Below are 15,521 nucleotides of genomic sequence, written 5' to 3' on the forward strand. Positions count from 1 at the left end.
AGCAGCATGGCATCCACATTCACACGCCGGGCGGCGCTGGTGCTGCTGGCCTGCGGCGCGCAGGGCTGCATCTCGACCACGCCGCAATGGGACAGCCAGTTCGGCACGGCGACCCGGGCCAACCTGGCCGCGCAGACGATCGACCCGGCAGCGGGCGCCAGCCGCAACCCCGCCGCGGGGCTCGATGGCCGGGCCGCGCGCGCGGCCATCGACAACTACGAGCGCTCGTTCGCACAACCGGACACCGGCCAGCCGGCGCCCATGATCCGTTCGCAGTAAGCGCGCGGCCCTACCCTTACCGAGGATTTCATGAGAGCGCTCCTGATCAGCCGGGACAGCCATCTGTACGCGGAACTGGCCGCCCAGGGCGCCGCGCGGGTGCCGCCCCTGCACCTGGGCGCGACCCGCGCCGGCCTGCGCGAGGCGCTCGACCGCCCCGATCCCGACGCGCCGCAACTCGTGATCGTCGATGCCAGCAACCTCGAACCGTCCGAGGCCAGCCTGCTCGAGCGCCTGGGCCGGCAGTATCCGACCGCGCAACTGATGCTGCTGACTACCCAGCACCAGCCCGACCTGTTGATTACCGCGATGCGCGCCGGCGTGCGCGAGCTGCTGCAACTGCCGCTGGTGCACCGCGCCTTTCATGAAGCGATGGACCGCATTGCGAGCGCCGCCGGCATGTCGACCATGCGCGACGGGAAGGTGCTGGCCTTCATCGCCTGCAAGGGCGGCAGCGGCGCCACCTTCATCTCGACCAATTTCGGCTACGCGCTCGCCTCGCTGGCGGGCAAGAAGGTGTTGCTGATCGACCTGCACGGCCAGTTCGGCGACGCCGCCCTGTACGTGTCGGACCAGAAGCCGGCCATGACGATGTCGGACGTATGCGCCCAGATCGCCCGCATCGACGGGCCGTTTCTCGAATCGTGCCTGGTGCACGTCACGCCGGGCTTCGGCGTGCTGGCGGCGGCCGACGATCCATCCCACGAGCGGCAGGCCAAGCCCGAACACATCGACACCATCCTGCGCGTGGCGCGGCAGCACTACGACTACGTGCTGCTCGACGTCGGGCGCCAGATCGACGCCGTGTCGCTGCGCGCGCTGGACGTGACCGACACGATCTACCCGTTGCTGCAACTGGCGCTGCCCGATATCCGCGATGCGCGCCGCCTGCTCGACATCTTCCGCTCGCTCGGCTACGTGCTCGACAACATTCGTCTGATCGTCAACCGCTACGAAAAAGGCGGCAAGCTGCGTCTGCAGGACCTGCATGCGGCGCTGGGCTGCGAAGTGGTGCACACCTTCCCCAACGACTACATCGCGGTCACCGATTCGGTGAATCAGGGTGTGCCGGTGCTGCAGTTGTCGCGCTCGAGCGCCGCCGCGCGCAGCCTGGCCGATCTGGTCGAACTGGTGACCGCGCAGCGCGTCCACGAAAGCCGCGGCCTGCTGGGGCGCCTGTTCGGGCGCCAGGATCACGACGACTGATTCGTTCCCCACGCTGAACCACGCACCGGAGACATCGATGTCCCTTCGCGAACGCCTTGCACTGTCCGACCCCGAGCGCCCGACCGGCGCCGAATCGCACGACGCCCCGAACCAGGCCTACCAGGAGCTCAAGAAGCTGATGCATCAGATGATCCTCGACCGGATCGACCTGGAACGCCTGAAGCGCCTGACCGCCGAACAGTTCAAGCACGAGCTGGCGCTGCTGGTCCAGCGCATCATCGAAGACGAACGCATCGTGCTGAACCAGCACGAGCGCCACCACCTGGTGCTCGACATCCAGCACGAGATGCTGGGCTTCGGCCCGCTGGAGCCGCTGCTGGCCGATCCGACGATCTCGGACATCCTGGTCAATACCGCCAGCAAGGTCTGGGTCGAGCGGCGCGGCAAGCTCGAACTGACCGACGTCACCTTCCACGACAACGCGCACCTGATGAAGATCATCGAAAAGATCGTCTCGCGCGTAGGGCGCCGGGTCGACGAATCGAGTCCGATGGTCGATGCGCGCCTGCCGGACGGCTCGCGCGTGAACGCCATCATCCCGCCGCTGGCCGTTGACGGGCCGATCCTGTCGATCCGCCGCTTCGGCGGCAGCCCGCTGACGGTGCACAACCTGCTCGAGTACAAAAGCATGGCGCCGCCGATGATCCGGGTGATCGAAAGCCTGGGCATGGCCAAGGTCAACATCCTGATCTCGGGCGGCACCGGCAGCGGCAAGACCACCTTGCTCAACCTGATCTCGGGCTTCATCCCGGCCAGCGAACGGGTCGTGACGATCGAGGACGCGGCCGAGCTGCAACTGCGCCAGCCGCACGTCGTGCGCCTGGAAACGCGCCCGCCGAATATCGAGGACAAGGGCGAAGTCACGCAGCGCGCGCTGGTACGCAACGCACTGCGCATGCGGCCCGACCGCATCATCCTGGGCGAAGTGCGCGGCGCCGAGGCGCTCGACATGCTGCAGGCGATGAACACGGGCCACGAAGGCTCGCTCGCCACGATCCACTCGAACACGCCGCGCGACGCGCTGTCGCGCCTGGAAAACATGGTCAGCATGGCCGCCGTGAACCTGACGCCGCGCGCGATCCGCCAGCAGATTGTTTCGGCGGTGACGGTGGTGCTGCAGGTTTCGCGCCTGACCGACGGCACGCGCAAGCTGGTGAGCATGCAGGAGATCACCGGCATGGAAGGCGAGGTCATTTCGATGCAGGAGATCTTCCTGTTCGAACAGCGCGGCGTTGACCCGCAGGGCAGGGTGCTCGGCCACTTCAGCGCGACCGGTGTGCGGCCGCGCTTTGCCGACCGCCTCAAGCTGTTCGGGGTGCCGGTGCCGGACGACACGTTCGATCCCGACCGCGTATTTGATTGAAGGAGCGGTCATGGACATCCTGTTCTACGGTTTCGTCGTGGTGCTGTTCGCCGCCGTCATCCTGGCGGTCGAAGGCTTCTACCTGTGGTGGATGAGTACCCGCGGCGCTGCGGCGCGCCGCATTGCACGCCGCCTGCAGGTCATGTCCAGCGGTACGCAGACACGTTCGGGCGAACGCATCTCGATCCTCAAGCAGCGTCCCTACAGCCGCCGGCCTGCACTGGACCGGCTGCTGCACCGGGCGGTGCTGGCCCAGCGCATCGATGCGCTGCTGGTGCAGGCGGGGGCCCGCTGGACCGTCAGCCACTTCATTGGCGCCACCTTCGGCTGCGTGATCACGGTCCTGGTGGCGTGCAGCATCTGGGACTTGCCGCTGCCGGTGCGCCTGCTCCTGTGCGTGGCCAGTCATGGCCTGCCCTGGTGGCTGCTGCAGCGCATGCGCAGGCGGCGCCTGATCCGCATCGAGTACCAGCTGCCGGAGGCAGCGGACTTCATCGCGCGTGCGCTGCGCGCCGGGCACTCGTTCATCAACGTGCTGCAGATCGTCGGCAATGAAATGCCCGAGCCGCTGGCCGGTGAATTTCGCATCGCGCGTGAAGAGATCAATTACGGCGTACCGATGAACGAAGCGCTGCACGGCCTGGCCGCGCGTATTCCGCTGACCGACCTGCGCTACCTGGTGATCGCAGTGCTGATCCAGCGCGATTCGGGTGGCAACCTGGCCGAAATCCTCGGCAATATCAGCGGCATCATCCGCGCCCGCCTGAAACTCGTGGCCCAGGTGCGGGTGCTGTCGGCCGAAGGCCGCATGTCGGCCTGGATTCTGGGCTTGCTGCCATTTGGCGTGATGGGCGTGATGACGCTGAGCAGCCCGCAGTATGTCAGCATGCTGTGGACCGACCCGAGCGGCCAGCGGCTGCTGTGGTACGGGCTGGGCATGATCATCTTTGGCGTACTGTGGCTGCGCCAGACTATCCGCATCCGCGTATGAGGCCGCGATGAATACCATGCAACTGTTGTTTTTGCTGATTGTCTTCGTTGTCGTATGCGCGCTGTGCTGGGTCGCGCTGGCCCTGTTCGCGCCGGTGGCCCTGCGCGAGCGTCTGCGCCGTCTTCTCGGCCAGCGCGCGGTGCCGGGCATTGGTGACGCGCCGCGCCTGCGCTGGATCGAGCGTGTCGCCAGCGTTGCCCGGCCGCTCACCCGGCTGTCGATCCCCGAAGAAGGCTGGGAAAAATCGACGCTGCGCACCCGCTTCATGAACGCCGGCTGGCGCAACCCGGCGGCGCCCACTCTGTACTTCGCCGCCAAGACGGCGCTGGCGCTGCTGGCGCCCGCCGTGCTGGTGCCCGTGATGCTGTTGCGCGGGGATATGTCGGTCCGCATGGTGCTGATGATCCTGCTGTGTGGCGCGGCGCTTGGCTACTACCTGCCCAACGCCGTGCTGGCGCGGCGCGTCAAGCGGCGCCGGCGCGAGATCTTCGAGACCATTCCCGATGCACTCGACCTGTTGACGGTGTGCGTCGAGGCGGGCCTGAGCCTGGAGCGCGCACTGGTCAAGGTGGCCGCCGAAATCCATATCAAGAGCGTGGTGCTGGCGCAGGAGATGCAGATCGTGCTGATGGAAATGCGCGCCGGCTTCAGCAAGGAAAAGGCACTGCGCAATTTCGCGCTGCGCTCCGGCGTCGACGATGTCGATACCCTGGTGGCCATGCTGATCCAGTCCGAACGCTTCGGCACCAGCGTGGGCGACGCATTGCGTGTGTATGCCGACAATCTGCGCCACAAGCGGCGCATGATCGCCGAAGAAACCGCTGCGCGCATTGGCCTCAAGCTGCTGTTCCCGCTGATCTTCTGTATTTTCCCGACGCTGATGATGGTTCTTCTGGGACCGGCGGCGATCCAGATTTCCCGTGCCATGAGCGCGCTGGCCAGCGCGCGCTGAACCCAAGGAGGCCGCCATGCGCCTGACCATTCACCGGAACACCCGATTCACCAGGCTGGCCTTGCTGTGCGCGGGCCTTGCGGCGTGCGCGCCGCTTCAGGCGCCAGTTGGCGTGGAGCCAGGATCGCTTGCTGTCTGGCGCGACCTGGCCGCGTCGCCACCGGCCGATGCCGGACCGGATACTGCCTACCGGTTCGCCGATCTGGGTAGCGCGTATCTGCGCAACGGCGATTACGACGCTGCCCGCGTGGCGCTGGAACGGGCCTGCCTGCTCGACCCGCTGGTCGCCCATTCGTGGGAGTTGCTGGGCGAAGCGCTGGCGGCGCTGGGACAGGATGCCCGCGCGCGGCAGATGCTGCGCCAGGCTGCGTCGCTGCGCCAGCACGACTTGCGCGCCGACTTCGCTGCGACCGGTGGCCAGACAGCCGTGGCCGCGCTCGGCCAGGCGATGGAAACCCCACAGCCCGGCTGGGCGCAGGCGCAGATTCACGTTGGCGTGGACGGCATGATGGAACTGCGCCGCATACCGGCAAGCGCGCCTGTGGTGCAGTCTGCCTTGCAGCCGCTGTCACTGCCGCCGGCCGTGACGCGTCTCGAGATCAGCAATGGCAATGGCGTGACCGGGATGGCGCGCGCACTGGCGCGCCGGATCGACGCACCTAGTTTGCGGGTCACGCGCCTGTCGAACCAGCCCGGCTTTGCGGTGCGCCACACGCGCATCGAATACGACGCAGCCCACGTCGATGCGGCCCGGCGTCTGGCGCAGCGCGTGGGCAGCGTGCATCTGCAGGAAGTCGAGCGCCGCGCGCCGGCCAACCTGCGCCTGGTGCTGGGCCGCGACCTGGCGCATCGCGGCGCCATGCTGCATCTGAATGCGGACGGGGCAGAGTCACTGGCGCTGCGCTGAACCAGTCACGGCGCCGGGGCCGCGTCCTTGCGATACACCCGCACATAATCGACCAGCATCCGGCGCGGGAACGCGGTCGTGCTGTCCGGGTAGCCGGGCCAGTAGCCGCCGACGGCAAGGTTCAGCAGCACGAAGAACGGGTGCTCGAATACCCAGTCGCCTTTCACCAGGGCCGGCGTGGCGGTGTGGTAATGCACGCCGTCGCGGTACCAGCGGATCGCCTGCGGTTCCCACTCGACGGCGAACACGTGGAAGTCGTCGCCATAGTCGGCGACGTCCAGCGCGATCGATTTGCTGAACGCGTGCTCGCCCGAGTAGCCCGGCCCGTGCAGCGTGCCGTAGGCATTGCGCGGTTCCTTGCCGATGATTTCCATGATGTCGATCTCGCCGCTGCGCGGCCAGCCCACCTTGCCGATGTCGGCGCCCAGCATCCAGAACGCCGGCCAGATGCCCTGGCCCTTCGGCACCTTGATGCGCGCCTCGAAGCGCCCGTACTGCGTCTCTTTCAGGCCGGCTGTCTTGAGCCGCGCCGACGTGTAATCCTTGCCTTCGTAGCGTTCCTTGCGCGCCTCGATGATCAGATGGCCGTCCTCGACGCGCACGTTCTCGGGTCGCGCCGTGTAGAACTGCATCTCGTTGTTGCCCCAGCCATGGCCGCCCGTCTCCAGCGTCCAGATCGTGCGGTCGAGCGTCGCGCCGCTGAATTCATCGCTCCAGGCCAGCGTCCAGCCAGGCGGGCGCGCCTGCGCCTGTGTAACTTGCTGCCTGAGATGCTGCATGATGTTGATGAACGTATCGGTCCAGACCACGTCACGGTGCGCAGCCAGGTAACGCACCAGTTCTTCATGCGCCTGTGACGACACGCTCAGGTGGTCGCCCCCGATGCCGTGGAAGGTGAAGGCAACCATCGTGCCGCGTGCGACGGCTTGCTCCACCAGCGCGATCAGTTCCGCGCCGCTGGCGCCCACCGGGCCGACCGACGCGACCTGATACGGATCGACCGCCGCCATCGAAGCCGGCACGCCTGGCCCGTTGCCCGCCTTGATTGCGACGAATGCCGGGTGCAGTGCGGGCAGGTAGTCGCCGCCCAGCGCCTGCACGTCGCCGCAGGGCGCCGTGTAGGTACGCTCGCGCCGGCCGTCGATCGCTTCGAGCATCGTGTTGGCCAGCAGGACCTGGTCGACCATCTGTGCGCGGCTGGTCGTTGCGAGGTCGCGATGCGCAGCGACCCAGCCGCGGTCCGGGCCTTTGCTTGAGCACTGGTGGAACAGGCTGTGGTTGCCCAGTTCATGGCCGCGGGCAGCGGCAACGCGCCATGCCGGCAGGCGCGCTGCCACCGGCGGGCTCGATAGCTGCAGGTAGAAGGTGCCCTTGATGCCGTGGCGGTCCAGCGCCGGCAGCGCGTTGTCGAGTTGCGAGTCGAGCGCGTCGTCGTAGGCGAGGCTGACGGCAGCGCGCGCGCCACCGGGCCAGGCAAAGGCGGGCGCCGGCGCAGCAGCATGCACGGCACCGCTGAAAGTGACACAGACAGCGGCGAGCAGGGTGCTGCGGGAGACGCGCCGTGCGCAAAGGGCCAGAAAATGGTGCATGCATGCTCCAGTTTGGAAACGTTACCAAAACGTCAAGCCGACTATAGCTCGCCGAAGACATCCCGTCAATGCAGGCGATGCGCCCGCCACTCACGTCTGGTAGGGACAGGCGGCGGTGCCTGCGCACCAAAGTGTTGCAAAACTACGTCACACCGGTTGACGAGGTAACGGAATATTCCGTTGACAATTTATTTTCATAACTCTAAGATTCAGATCACTGCATGGAAACGTTTCCATGCGACGGACAAATTCCCTTCGATGCCCGATTGGCGCAACCCGCCAAGGAGCCGAGGACACATGACACAGTGCAGCGCGCACCCGGCGATTCACGTAGCGAGGCCATCGGCACCAGCCGATCGGTCTCGCTGCACCACATGGTGGCGTGTAGCCGGGCAAGGAGGCGCCCGGGTTTGAAAGGCAGTACCCGGGGGCAGCGGCGACGCATCCGGATGGCGGAGACACCGTGTCTGAGCACGGTCATATTTATAAAAACAGGAGAAGACATGTACTACCCAAAGGCTAAACAGACCTTGATCAGTCTGGCAGTTGCCAGCGCATGCGCGGCGTTCATGCCGGCGTTTGCCCAGGAAGCGGCCAGCATGCCGCCAGCCGAGACCGCGACCAGCGCCCCGAACCAGGCGGTCGACGCGGCCAGCAATCCCACCGCATCGATCACCGGCCCCGCGCAAAACGGCACGCAGACCGTCGTCGTGACCGGCCTGCGCGCCAGTCTCGAATCGTCGATGAACCTCAAGCGCAATGCGCAGGGCTTCGTGGACGGTATCGTCGCCGAAGACATCGGCAAATTCCCCGATACGAACCTGGCCGAATCGCTGCAGCGCATTTCGGGCGTGTCGATCGACCGCGAAATCGGCGAAGGCTCGAAGATCACCGTGCGTGGCGTCGGCCCTGACTTCAACCTGGTGCTGCTCAATGGCCGCCAGATGCCGGTGTCGAACCTGGGCGACCGCAATGGCCGCGCGTTTGACTTCGCCAACATCGCCTCCGAAGCCATCTCGCAGCTGCAGGTCTACAAATCGAGCCGCGCCGAGACCCCGACCGGCGGCGTGGGCGCGACCATCAACGTGATCACCGCGCGGCCGCTGTCGCGCCCTGGCATGCAGGCCAGCATCGGCATCAAGGGCGTGCATGACACGTCGGCCACCAACCTGCCGGACGGCCTCCAGCACGGCAACAAGGTCACGCCGGAAGTCTCGGGCATCTACTCGAACACCTCGGCCGACGGCCGCTTCGGCATCGGCCTGTCGGCCAGCTACCAGGAACGTAACCTGGGCTACAACCGCGCTTCGGTGGCCAATGGCTGGAAGGGCCCGTTCCGCGGCGACCAGGCAACCTACGGTGCAATCCCGCTGCCAGGCCAGCCTGGCTCGGAGCTGATCACCAACCGCCCTGGTCCGACCGACCTGTATCAGACCCCGCAGAACCTGAACTACAACCTGAGCGGCGTGCAGCGCGAGCGCACCAACGGCCAGGTCGTGTTCCAGTTCGCACCGAACAAGTCGATCACCAGCACCCTCGACTACACCTATTCGGAAAACAAGATCCACACCCGCCGCAACGACATGTCGGCCTGGTTCAACTTCGGCCCGTCGTCGAGCAGCTGGACCGATGGCCCGATCGCCGGTCCGCTGACCTACACCGAATTCATCCCGGCCGGTAACAGCGACATCGCGATGGGCGTGTCGGACTTCGCCACCCGCAGCGAAAACAAATCGCTGGGCTTCAACACGGTCTGGCGCGTCAATCCCGACCTGCGTTTCGAGCTCGATGCGCACAGCTCGTCGGCCGAATCGACCCCGGACAGCCCATGGGGTTCGAGCAACGTGATCGGCACCGCGAGCTTCAGCCGCGGCAACACCACCGCCGACTTCTCGCAAGACTTCCCGGTCCTGAGCATCCAGGGCGCCGACTACGCGCGCGCCCCGCAGCAGGTAACCGGCTCGGTGTTCGAGAACGGCTACATGAAGACCGAAGTCGATCAGATCCAGACGCACGGCAGCTGGAAAGTGCTCGAAGCATCCGAGGTCAAATTCGGCCTGGGCGCGACCAAGGTCGATTACCGCTCGGCGTTCTCGGTGCAGCAGCGCGACACCTGGGGCGGCGCGACGCAGGCATCCGACTACCCGGCCAGCCTGTTTACCGTCGATAGCCTGAGCAAGTACTTCGACCAGGTCAACGGCAGCAACAACCCGGCCCTGTTCGACCGCTTCCACACCTTCAACTTCAGCCAGATCCGCGACATCGTGGCCCAGGCGTCCGGCCTGCCGCAGCTGTACGTGCCGAAGACCACCTACGACACCGACCGCCGCACCGAAGAAAAATCGAAGAGCCTGTACCTGCAGTTCAACACCGAGTGGAACACGCGCTACCCGATCAATACCTCGCTCGGCGTGCGTTACGAGAAGACGGACGTCAGCTCCACCGCGCTGGTGCCAACCCCGATCGCGATCAGCTGGGTCTCGCAGAACGAGCTGCCGGTGGTGTTCGGCCAGTCGGGCTTCACGACGCTGACGGGCAAGTACAACCACGTGCTGCCAAGCTTTGACGCCGACATCGCGCTGCGCGACGACATCAAGGGCCGCTTCAGCTACGGTCACACCATCGGCCGGCCACGCTACGACCAGATCGCCGGCGGCCAGGTGCTCGACACGCTGGCGCGCGTCGAAGGCGGCACCGGTTCGCAGGGCAATCCGGCGCTGGAGCCGGTCAAGTCGAAGAACTTCGACCTGGCGCTCGAGTGGTACTACGGCCGCCAGAGCTTCGTGTCGGTCAACCACTTCCGCAAGCAGCTCGAGAACTACGCCGGCCAGTCGCAGATCATCGCCCAGCCATTCGGCGTGCGCACGCCGGTTGGCGGCGCCTACTGGAATGCGGCGCTGGGTAGCTGCACGACCGCGGACACCACCTGCATCCGCAACTACATCTTCCGTAACTTCAACGGCCAGCCTGGTGTGGTCGCAGGGCCGAACAACGCGTCGGGCGATGCCACCGGCACCATCACGGCCATCGGCACCGATCCGGTCGCGAACTTCCGCATCACGTCGTATTCGAACCAGAAGAAGGCGAACATCCGTGGCCTGGAATTCAACCTCCAGCACATGTTCGGCAACAGCGGCTTCGGCGTGCAGGCCAACTACACCTACGTTAATTCGGGTCTGAAGTACGACAACGGCAGCGTGGGCGAGCAGTTCGCACTGGTCGGCCTGGGCGACTCGGCCAACCTGGTGGGTATCTTCGAGAACGACAAGTGGAATGTGCGCGCGGCCTACAACTGGCGCGACGAGTTCCTGTCGTCGACCTTCGACGGCTCGGGCCCGAACCCGAACTACGTCGAAGCGTACGGCCAGCTCGATCTGAGCGTGGGCTACAACGTCAACAAGAACCTGTCCGTCTCGTTCGAGGGCATCAATCTGACCGACGAGATCCAGCGCACGCACGGCCGCACCAAGCAGCAGGTGCTGTTCGTGACGCAGTCGGGTCCGCGTTACATGCTGGCAGCGCGCTACAAATTCTGATCGCGCAGCATCTGGCCGGCGCCGGTATTCGGGAGTAGACTTCCCGCACACCGGCCCTGCAACCGCAGCGGCGGGTCGGCATCAGCCGGCCCGCCGCTGTCGTTTCATCGCGTGATTCCAATAACGACAACGAGACGTCCATGCCCAATATCGCCCTGCTGAACAATATCGAACACAAGGACCTGCGCATCATCGCCGGCCACCGCCCCGGCCTGGGCAGCGAAGTCGCGTGGGTGCCGACCTTCGCCGACGAATTCCGCTCGCTGCAGGGGATCTATCCGATCATCTTCCGCCAGCTCGAAGACGGCGCGAACTTCGAAGCGATCGCGCTGCTGGGCTTTACCGAAGACGAAAACCTGTTCCTGCAAGACGGCCGCTGGGATGCGCCGCTCGTGCCGTGGATGCACGAGCGCCAGCCGTTCTACATCGGCCGCAATGGCGACGAGCTGATGATCCAGGTCGACCTCGACCACCCGCGCGTGAGCACGACCGACGGCGAGCCGGTGTTCAAGCCGCATGGCGGCAACACCGAGTACCTGGAAAAGGTCAGCACCATGCTGTCGAACATCCACAACGGTGTGCAGGCCAATATCGGTTTTCTCGAAGCGCTCAAGCGCCATGACCTGCTCGATGCCTTTGTGCTCGACATGGAATTCGACAACGGCGCGCAGAACCGCCTGGGTGGCTTCTTCACGATCCACGAAGAACGCCTGGGCGCGCTCGAGGCAAGCGCCATCGCCGAACTGCACGCCGCTGGCTACCTGGCGCCGATTTACTTCGCACTGGCCTCGCTGTCGAACTTCCGCAACCTGATCGACCGCAAGAATCACCGCGATGCCGCCGGCCGCTAACGCCATCCGCGAGCTCGCCGGTGTGACGCCGGCCGATCTCGATGCAACGATCCTGGCATCGACCGAGCCGCTGCTGCTGCGCGGTCTGGTGGCCCACTGGCCGGTGGTCGCTGCAGGGCGCCAGTCGCCGCAGGCAGCGCTCGACTACCTGCGCCGCTGGTGCGGCGACGCCACTGTCAATGCGATGCTCGGCCCGCCCGACATCAAGGGCCGCTTCTTCTACAACGCGGCGCTCGATGGCTTCAATTTCCAGTCGCTGCGGGTGCGGCTCGATGCCGTACTCGATGAACTGGCAAAGCACCTGGCCACGCCGGCGCCGCCCGCGATCTACGTCGGCTCAACCACGATCGACGGTGCACTGCCGGGCTTCAGAGGCGAGAACGACGTCGACCTGGGCCCGCGCGACCCGCTGGCGTCGATCTGGATCGGTAACCGCACCCGCATCGCCGCCCACTACGACCTGCCGGACAACCTGGCCTGCATCGCGGCAGGGCGGCGCCGCTTCACGCTGTTCCCGCCAGGCCAGCAGCACAACCTGTACATCGGCCCGATCGACCTGACGCCGGCCGGCCAGCCCATCAGCCTGGTCGACTTCGCACAGCCCGACCTTGCGCGCTTCCCGCGCTTTGCCAACGCGCTCGCACAGGCGCAAAGCGCTGAACTGGCGCCGGGCGACGCGCTGTTCATCCCCAGCATGTGGTGGCACCACGTCGAGGCGCTGGACGATGTCAATGTGCTGGTCAATTACTGGTGGCGCCAGTCGCCGGACTGGATGGACACGCCCAACAACGCGCTGATGCACGCGCTGATGACGGTGCGCGACCTGCCGCCAGCGCAGCGCGCAGCCTGGGCCGAGCTCTTCCGGCACTACGTGTTCGAGGCCGACGGCGAGACGGCAGCGCATATCCCGCCAAGCGCACGCGGCCTGCTCGCCCCGATGAACGACAACGCCTCGCGCATGATGCGCGCCCAACTGCTCAAGCGCCTGAACCGCTAGCACCCGTTGAAAAGCCGGGGTCAGGTCTGACATTCGGACACGACCTGGACAATCATCTGTCGGACTAGCTGCACTTGGCCATGCTGATACTGTGAAAAGCCGGGGTCAGGTCTGACATTTAGACACGATCTGGACAGTGAGCTACCCGTAACCAGCTAGGGAAACGCTGATCAATTGACGATTTTGGCGTCTCCGAGGTTTTTTGGCGACGCGGTCGCGCTCCAGCTGCGATCTCGTTTTTTAGAGATCACTACAGCCTGTTTTTATGCGTTATAGCGGTATTCCTTGCGCCTTTTGGCGCTCAGGACGCAACTCGGGTTTCAGTGACCCTAAATCGTCGCCCAGCCAGCACTAAATTGGCGAAGCCAAACAATGTAAACAGTTGCGCAGTGTTCTTCGCCAGGCCGCGGTAGCGCGTCTTTCGATGACGGAACAGGTTCTTGATGACATGGAACGGATGCTCGACTTTCGCGCGCACGCTGGCCTTCAGATGCTCCAGTTTTTCCGTCATGCGGCCCAGTTTGTTTTTGGGCAGCGCCTTGCGTTTGGAGCGCTTCATGGCGACATGCCAGGTCACCGCTTTGCCAACATTTTCCGGGCGCTTCTCCACGCCCTGATAGCCGGCGTCGCCGATCGCAGCGGTCTCGTCTCCATGCAAAAGCGCATGTGCTTGCGTCACGTCGGAGACATTGCCAGCCGTGCCCACGACGGTGTGCACCAAGCCAGACGCAGCATCAACGCCGATGTGCGCTTTCATCCCGAAGTGCCAGTCATTGCCCTTCTTCGATTGGTGCATCTCCGGATCACGCTTGCCATCCTTGTTCTTCGTCGACGGTGGCGCGGCGATCAGCGTGGCGTCAACAATGGTCCCCTCGCGCATCATCAAACCCTTTTCGGCGAGGTGTCGGTTGATCGTATCGAAGATCTGGCGCGTCAGATCTTTTGCTTCGAGCAGGTGACGAAACTTGAGCAGCGTCGTCGCGTCTGGCGCCGACTCGCGGCCCAGATCGATGCCGACGAAAGCGCGAATGGACTGGCTGTCGTAGATCGCATCTTCAATGCCCTCGTCCGACAAACCGAAGCATTGTTGGGCCACATACATCCGCAGCATTCGCGCCAGCCCGATCGGTGGACGGCCAGCGCCTTCGACCTTCGGATAGAACGGCTCGACCAGTTTGTGCAGCTTGCTCCACGGTGTCACGCTATCGATCTCAGCGAGAAAAAGGTCGCGCCGCGTGAGCTTTTTCTTGGCGGCGTATTCGAGGTCGGAGAAGCTCTTTTGCATGATCGATGGCGGGCGAGGAACGTAGCGTCATTGTCTCAGGTTGTGGCACCGGCGGGAACCGGAGCGGCCGAATTAATCAGCGTCTCCCTAGCACCGGGCCATGCTAATACTGCGCAAGACGCCATTGGAAGTGGCTAAGGCTGAGTTCGTGTCCGAATGTCAGACCTGACCCCGGCTGTGTCCAAAAAAATGCCCGCATCGCGTGCGGGCATTTTCGTTGATGACGGCGACGTTTATTCCGCTGTCACCTTCTGCTTGTGCAGATCGGCGTACTTCACGCCGTAGTACAGGATGAACAGGTAGCACGCTGCCGGCACCAGGAACGAGATCTGCAGGCCGACGGTGTCGGCCAGGATGCCCTGGATGAACGGCACGATCGCGCCGCCGACGATGGCCATGCACAGGATGCCCGAACCCTGGCCCGTGAACTTGCCCAGGCCGTGCAGCGCCATGCTGAAGATGGTCGGGAACATGATCGAGTTGCACAGGCCGACGGCGATGATTGCCCACATCGCCAGGCTGCCATCGGTGAAGATTGCGGTGAGCACCAGCGCCATCGAACCGAGCGCGGTGACGGCCAGCGACTTGCCCGGACTGACGTAGCGCATCACCGCAAAGCCGATGAAGCGGCCCACCAGCGCGCCGCCCCAGTACAGGCTGACGTAGCGGGCTGCGTCGGCATGCGACAGCCCGGCAATGTGTGGCTCGCCGATGAAGTTGATCAGGAAGCTGCCGATACTGACTTCAGCGCCCACGTACAGGAAGATGCCCAGCGCGCCGAGCACCAGGTGGCGATACGCCATCGCGCCGCCCTTGCCGTCGACGGCGGCGGTGGTGGTGTCCTGGAACGCGATCTTCGGCAGGCGCGCCAGTGCGAACAGCACGGCCAGCAGCGCGAGCGCCGCGGCCAGGCCCAGGTACGGGCCCTGCACGGCAGCTGCTTCGGCCGCGCGGTGCGCGATCCGATCGGCTTCCGGCAGCAGCGCCAGCTGGTCGGCCGACAGCGCCACCGTCGACAGGATCAGGAAGCCGCCCAGCGCCGGCGCCACCGTGGTGCCGAGCGAGTTGAAGGCCTGCGTGAGCGTCAGGCGGCTGGCGGCGGTGCGCGCAGGGCCAAGGACGGTGACGTACGGGTTGGCGGCGACCTGCAGGATCGTGATCCCGCTGGCCAGCACGAACAGCGCAAACAGGAACAGGCCGTAGCCGCCGTTCGACGCCGGATAGAACAGCGCGCAGCCGGTGGCGGCGACCAGCAGGCCGGCAACAGCGCCGTTCTGGTAACCGAGGCGGCGAATCAGCGCGCCGGCCGGCAGCGAGACGACGACATAGGCGCCGAAGAAGCACAGCTGCACCAGCATCGCCTGCATGTAGGTGAGGGTGTAGATCGATTTCAGGTGCGGGATCAGGACGTCGTTGAGTGACGTGATCAGGCCCCACATGAAGAACAGGATGGTGACGATGAACAGCGCCCCGGTATGCGTATTGCGTTCGCCGTCCGTCGCTGCACTGGCCACGGTCGGGGTCTGGATGGGATTCTGCATGGT

12 protein-coding genes are annotated in these 15,521 nt (G+C 65.2%); 9 read left to right on the forward strand and 3 right to left on the reverse strand.

Going from position 1 to position 15,521, the window contains the following annotated elements:
• The first annotated feature begins 6 nt into the window (after positions 1-6).
• The 6 genes from AC1MGT_RS12000 to AC1MGT_RS12025 are packed head-to-tail and all read left to right on the forward strand — an operon-like array spanning position 7 to position 5,719.
• The gene (locus tag AC1MGT_RS12000) at positions 7-279 is read left to right on the forward strand and encodes a hypothetical protein (protein ID WP_499500354.1); all 273 of its coding nucleotides are present in this window, start codon (positions 7-9) and stop codon (positions 277-279) included.
• 30 nt (positions 280-309) lie between these two features.
• Complete coding sequence (locus AC1MGT_RS12005; protein WP_332531878.1) at positions 310-1,485, forward strand: CpaE/TadZ family protein; 1,176 nt, start codon at positions 310-312, stop codon at positions 1,483-1,485.
• A gap of 37 nt (positions 1,486-1,522) precedes the next feature.
• Positions 1,523-2,869, forward strand: a complete 1,347-nt coding sequence (locus AC1MGT_RS12010) for a TadA family conjugal transfer-associated ATPase (protein ID WP_499500355.1) — start codon at positions 1,523-1,525, stop codon at positions 2,867-2,869.
• A gap of 10 nt (positions 2,870-2,879) precedes the next feature.
• Positions 2,880-3,860 (forward strand): type II secretion system F family protein, encoded by a 981-nt coding sequence (locus AC1MGT_RS12015; protein WP_499500356.1) that lies wholly within the window; start codon positions 2,880-2,882, stop codon positions 3,858-3,860.
• 7 nt (positions 3,861-3,867) lie between these two features.
• On the forward strand, positions 3,868-4,812 hold the full coding sequence (locus AC1MGT_RS12020) for a type II secretion system F family protein (protein ID WP_332531885.1): 945 nt from the start codon (positions 3,868-3,870) through the stop codon (positions 4,810-4,812).
• 16 nt (positions 4,813-4,828) lie between these two features.
• Positions 4,829-5,719, forward strand: coding sequence for a LytR C-terminal domain-containing protein (locus tag AC1MGT_RS12025; RefSeq protein ID WP_499500357.1), 891 nt, complete (start codon positions 4,829-4,831; stop codon positions 5,717-5,719).
• Positions 5,720-5,724: 5 nt separating this feature from the next.
• Here the strand turns inward: AC1MGT_RS12025 and AC1MGT_RS12030 are convergent, their stop codons facing one another.
• Complete coding sequence (locus tag AC1MGT_RS12030; RefSeq protein WP_499500358.1) at positions 5,725-7,308, reverse strand: family 16 glycosylhydrolase; 1,584 nt, start codon at positions 7,306-7,308, stop codon at positions 5,725-5,727.
• 503 nt (positions 7,309-7,811) lie between these two features.
• On the opposite strand from AC1MGT_RS12030, the gene AC1MGT_RS12035 reads away from it, so the two are divergent.
• The 3 genes from AC1MGT_RS12035 (at position 7,812) to AC1MGT_RS12045 (ending at position 12,692) form a co-directional block, all read left to right on the forward strand.
• Positions 7,812-10,844: a TonB-dependent receptor gene (locus AC1MGT_RS12035; RefSeq protein ID WP_499500359.1), complete on the forward strand. Its 3,033-nt coding sequence runs from the start codon at positions 7,812-7,814 to the stop codon at positions 10,842-10,844.
• Between the two features lie 140 nt (positions 10,845-10,984).
• A complete protein-coding gene (locus AC1MGT_RS12040) occupies positions 10,985-11,695 on the forward strand; it encodes a SapC family protein (protein WP_183554635.1) in 711 nt (236 codons plus the stop codon).
• Entirely contained in the window at positions 11,679-12,692 is a 1,014-nt protein-coding gene (locus AC1MGT_RS12045) for a cupin-like domain-containing protein (protein ID WP_499500360.1), read from the forward strand. Before AC1MGT_RS12040 ends, AC1MGT_RS12045 begins: the two co-directional genes overlap by 17 nt.
• A 301-nt stretch (positions 12,693-12,993) precedes the next feature.
• On the opposite strand, the gene AC1MGT_RS12050 is transcribed toward AC1MGT_RS12045, so the two are convergent.
• Both AC1MGT_RS12050 and AC1MGT_RS12055 read right to left on the reverse strand, forming a co-directional pair.
• Entirely contained in the window at positions 12,994-13,977 is a 984-nt protein-coding gene (locus AC1MGT_RS12050) for an IS5 family transposase (RefSeq protein WP_499500361.1), read from the reverse strand.
• Between the two features lie 233 nt (positions 13,978-14,210).
• Positions 14,211-15,518, reverse strand: coding sequence for a sugar MFS transporter (locus AC1MGT_RS12055; protein ID WP_499500362.1), 1,308 nt, complete (start codon positions 15,516-15,518; stop codon positions 14,211-14,213).
• Between the last annotated feature and the right edge of the window lie 3 nt (positions 15,519-15,521).

It is taken from the genome of Telluria sp. BA11 (assembly GCF_056680305.1).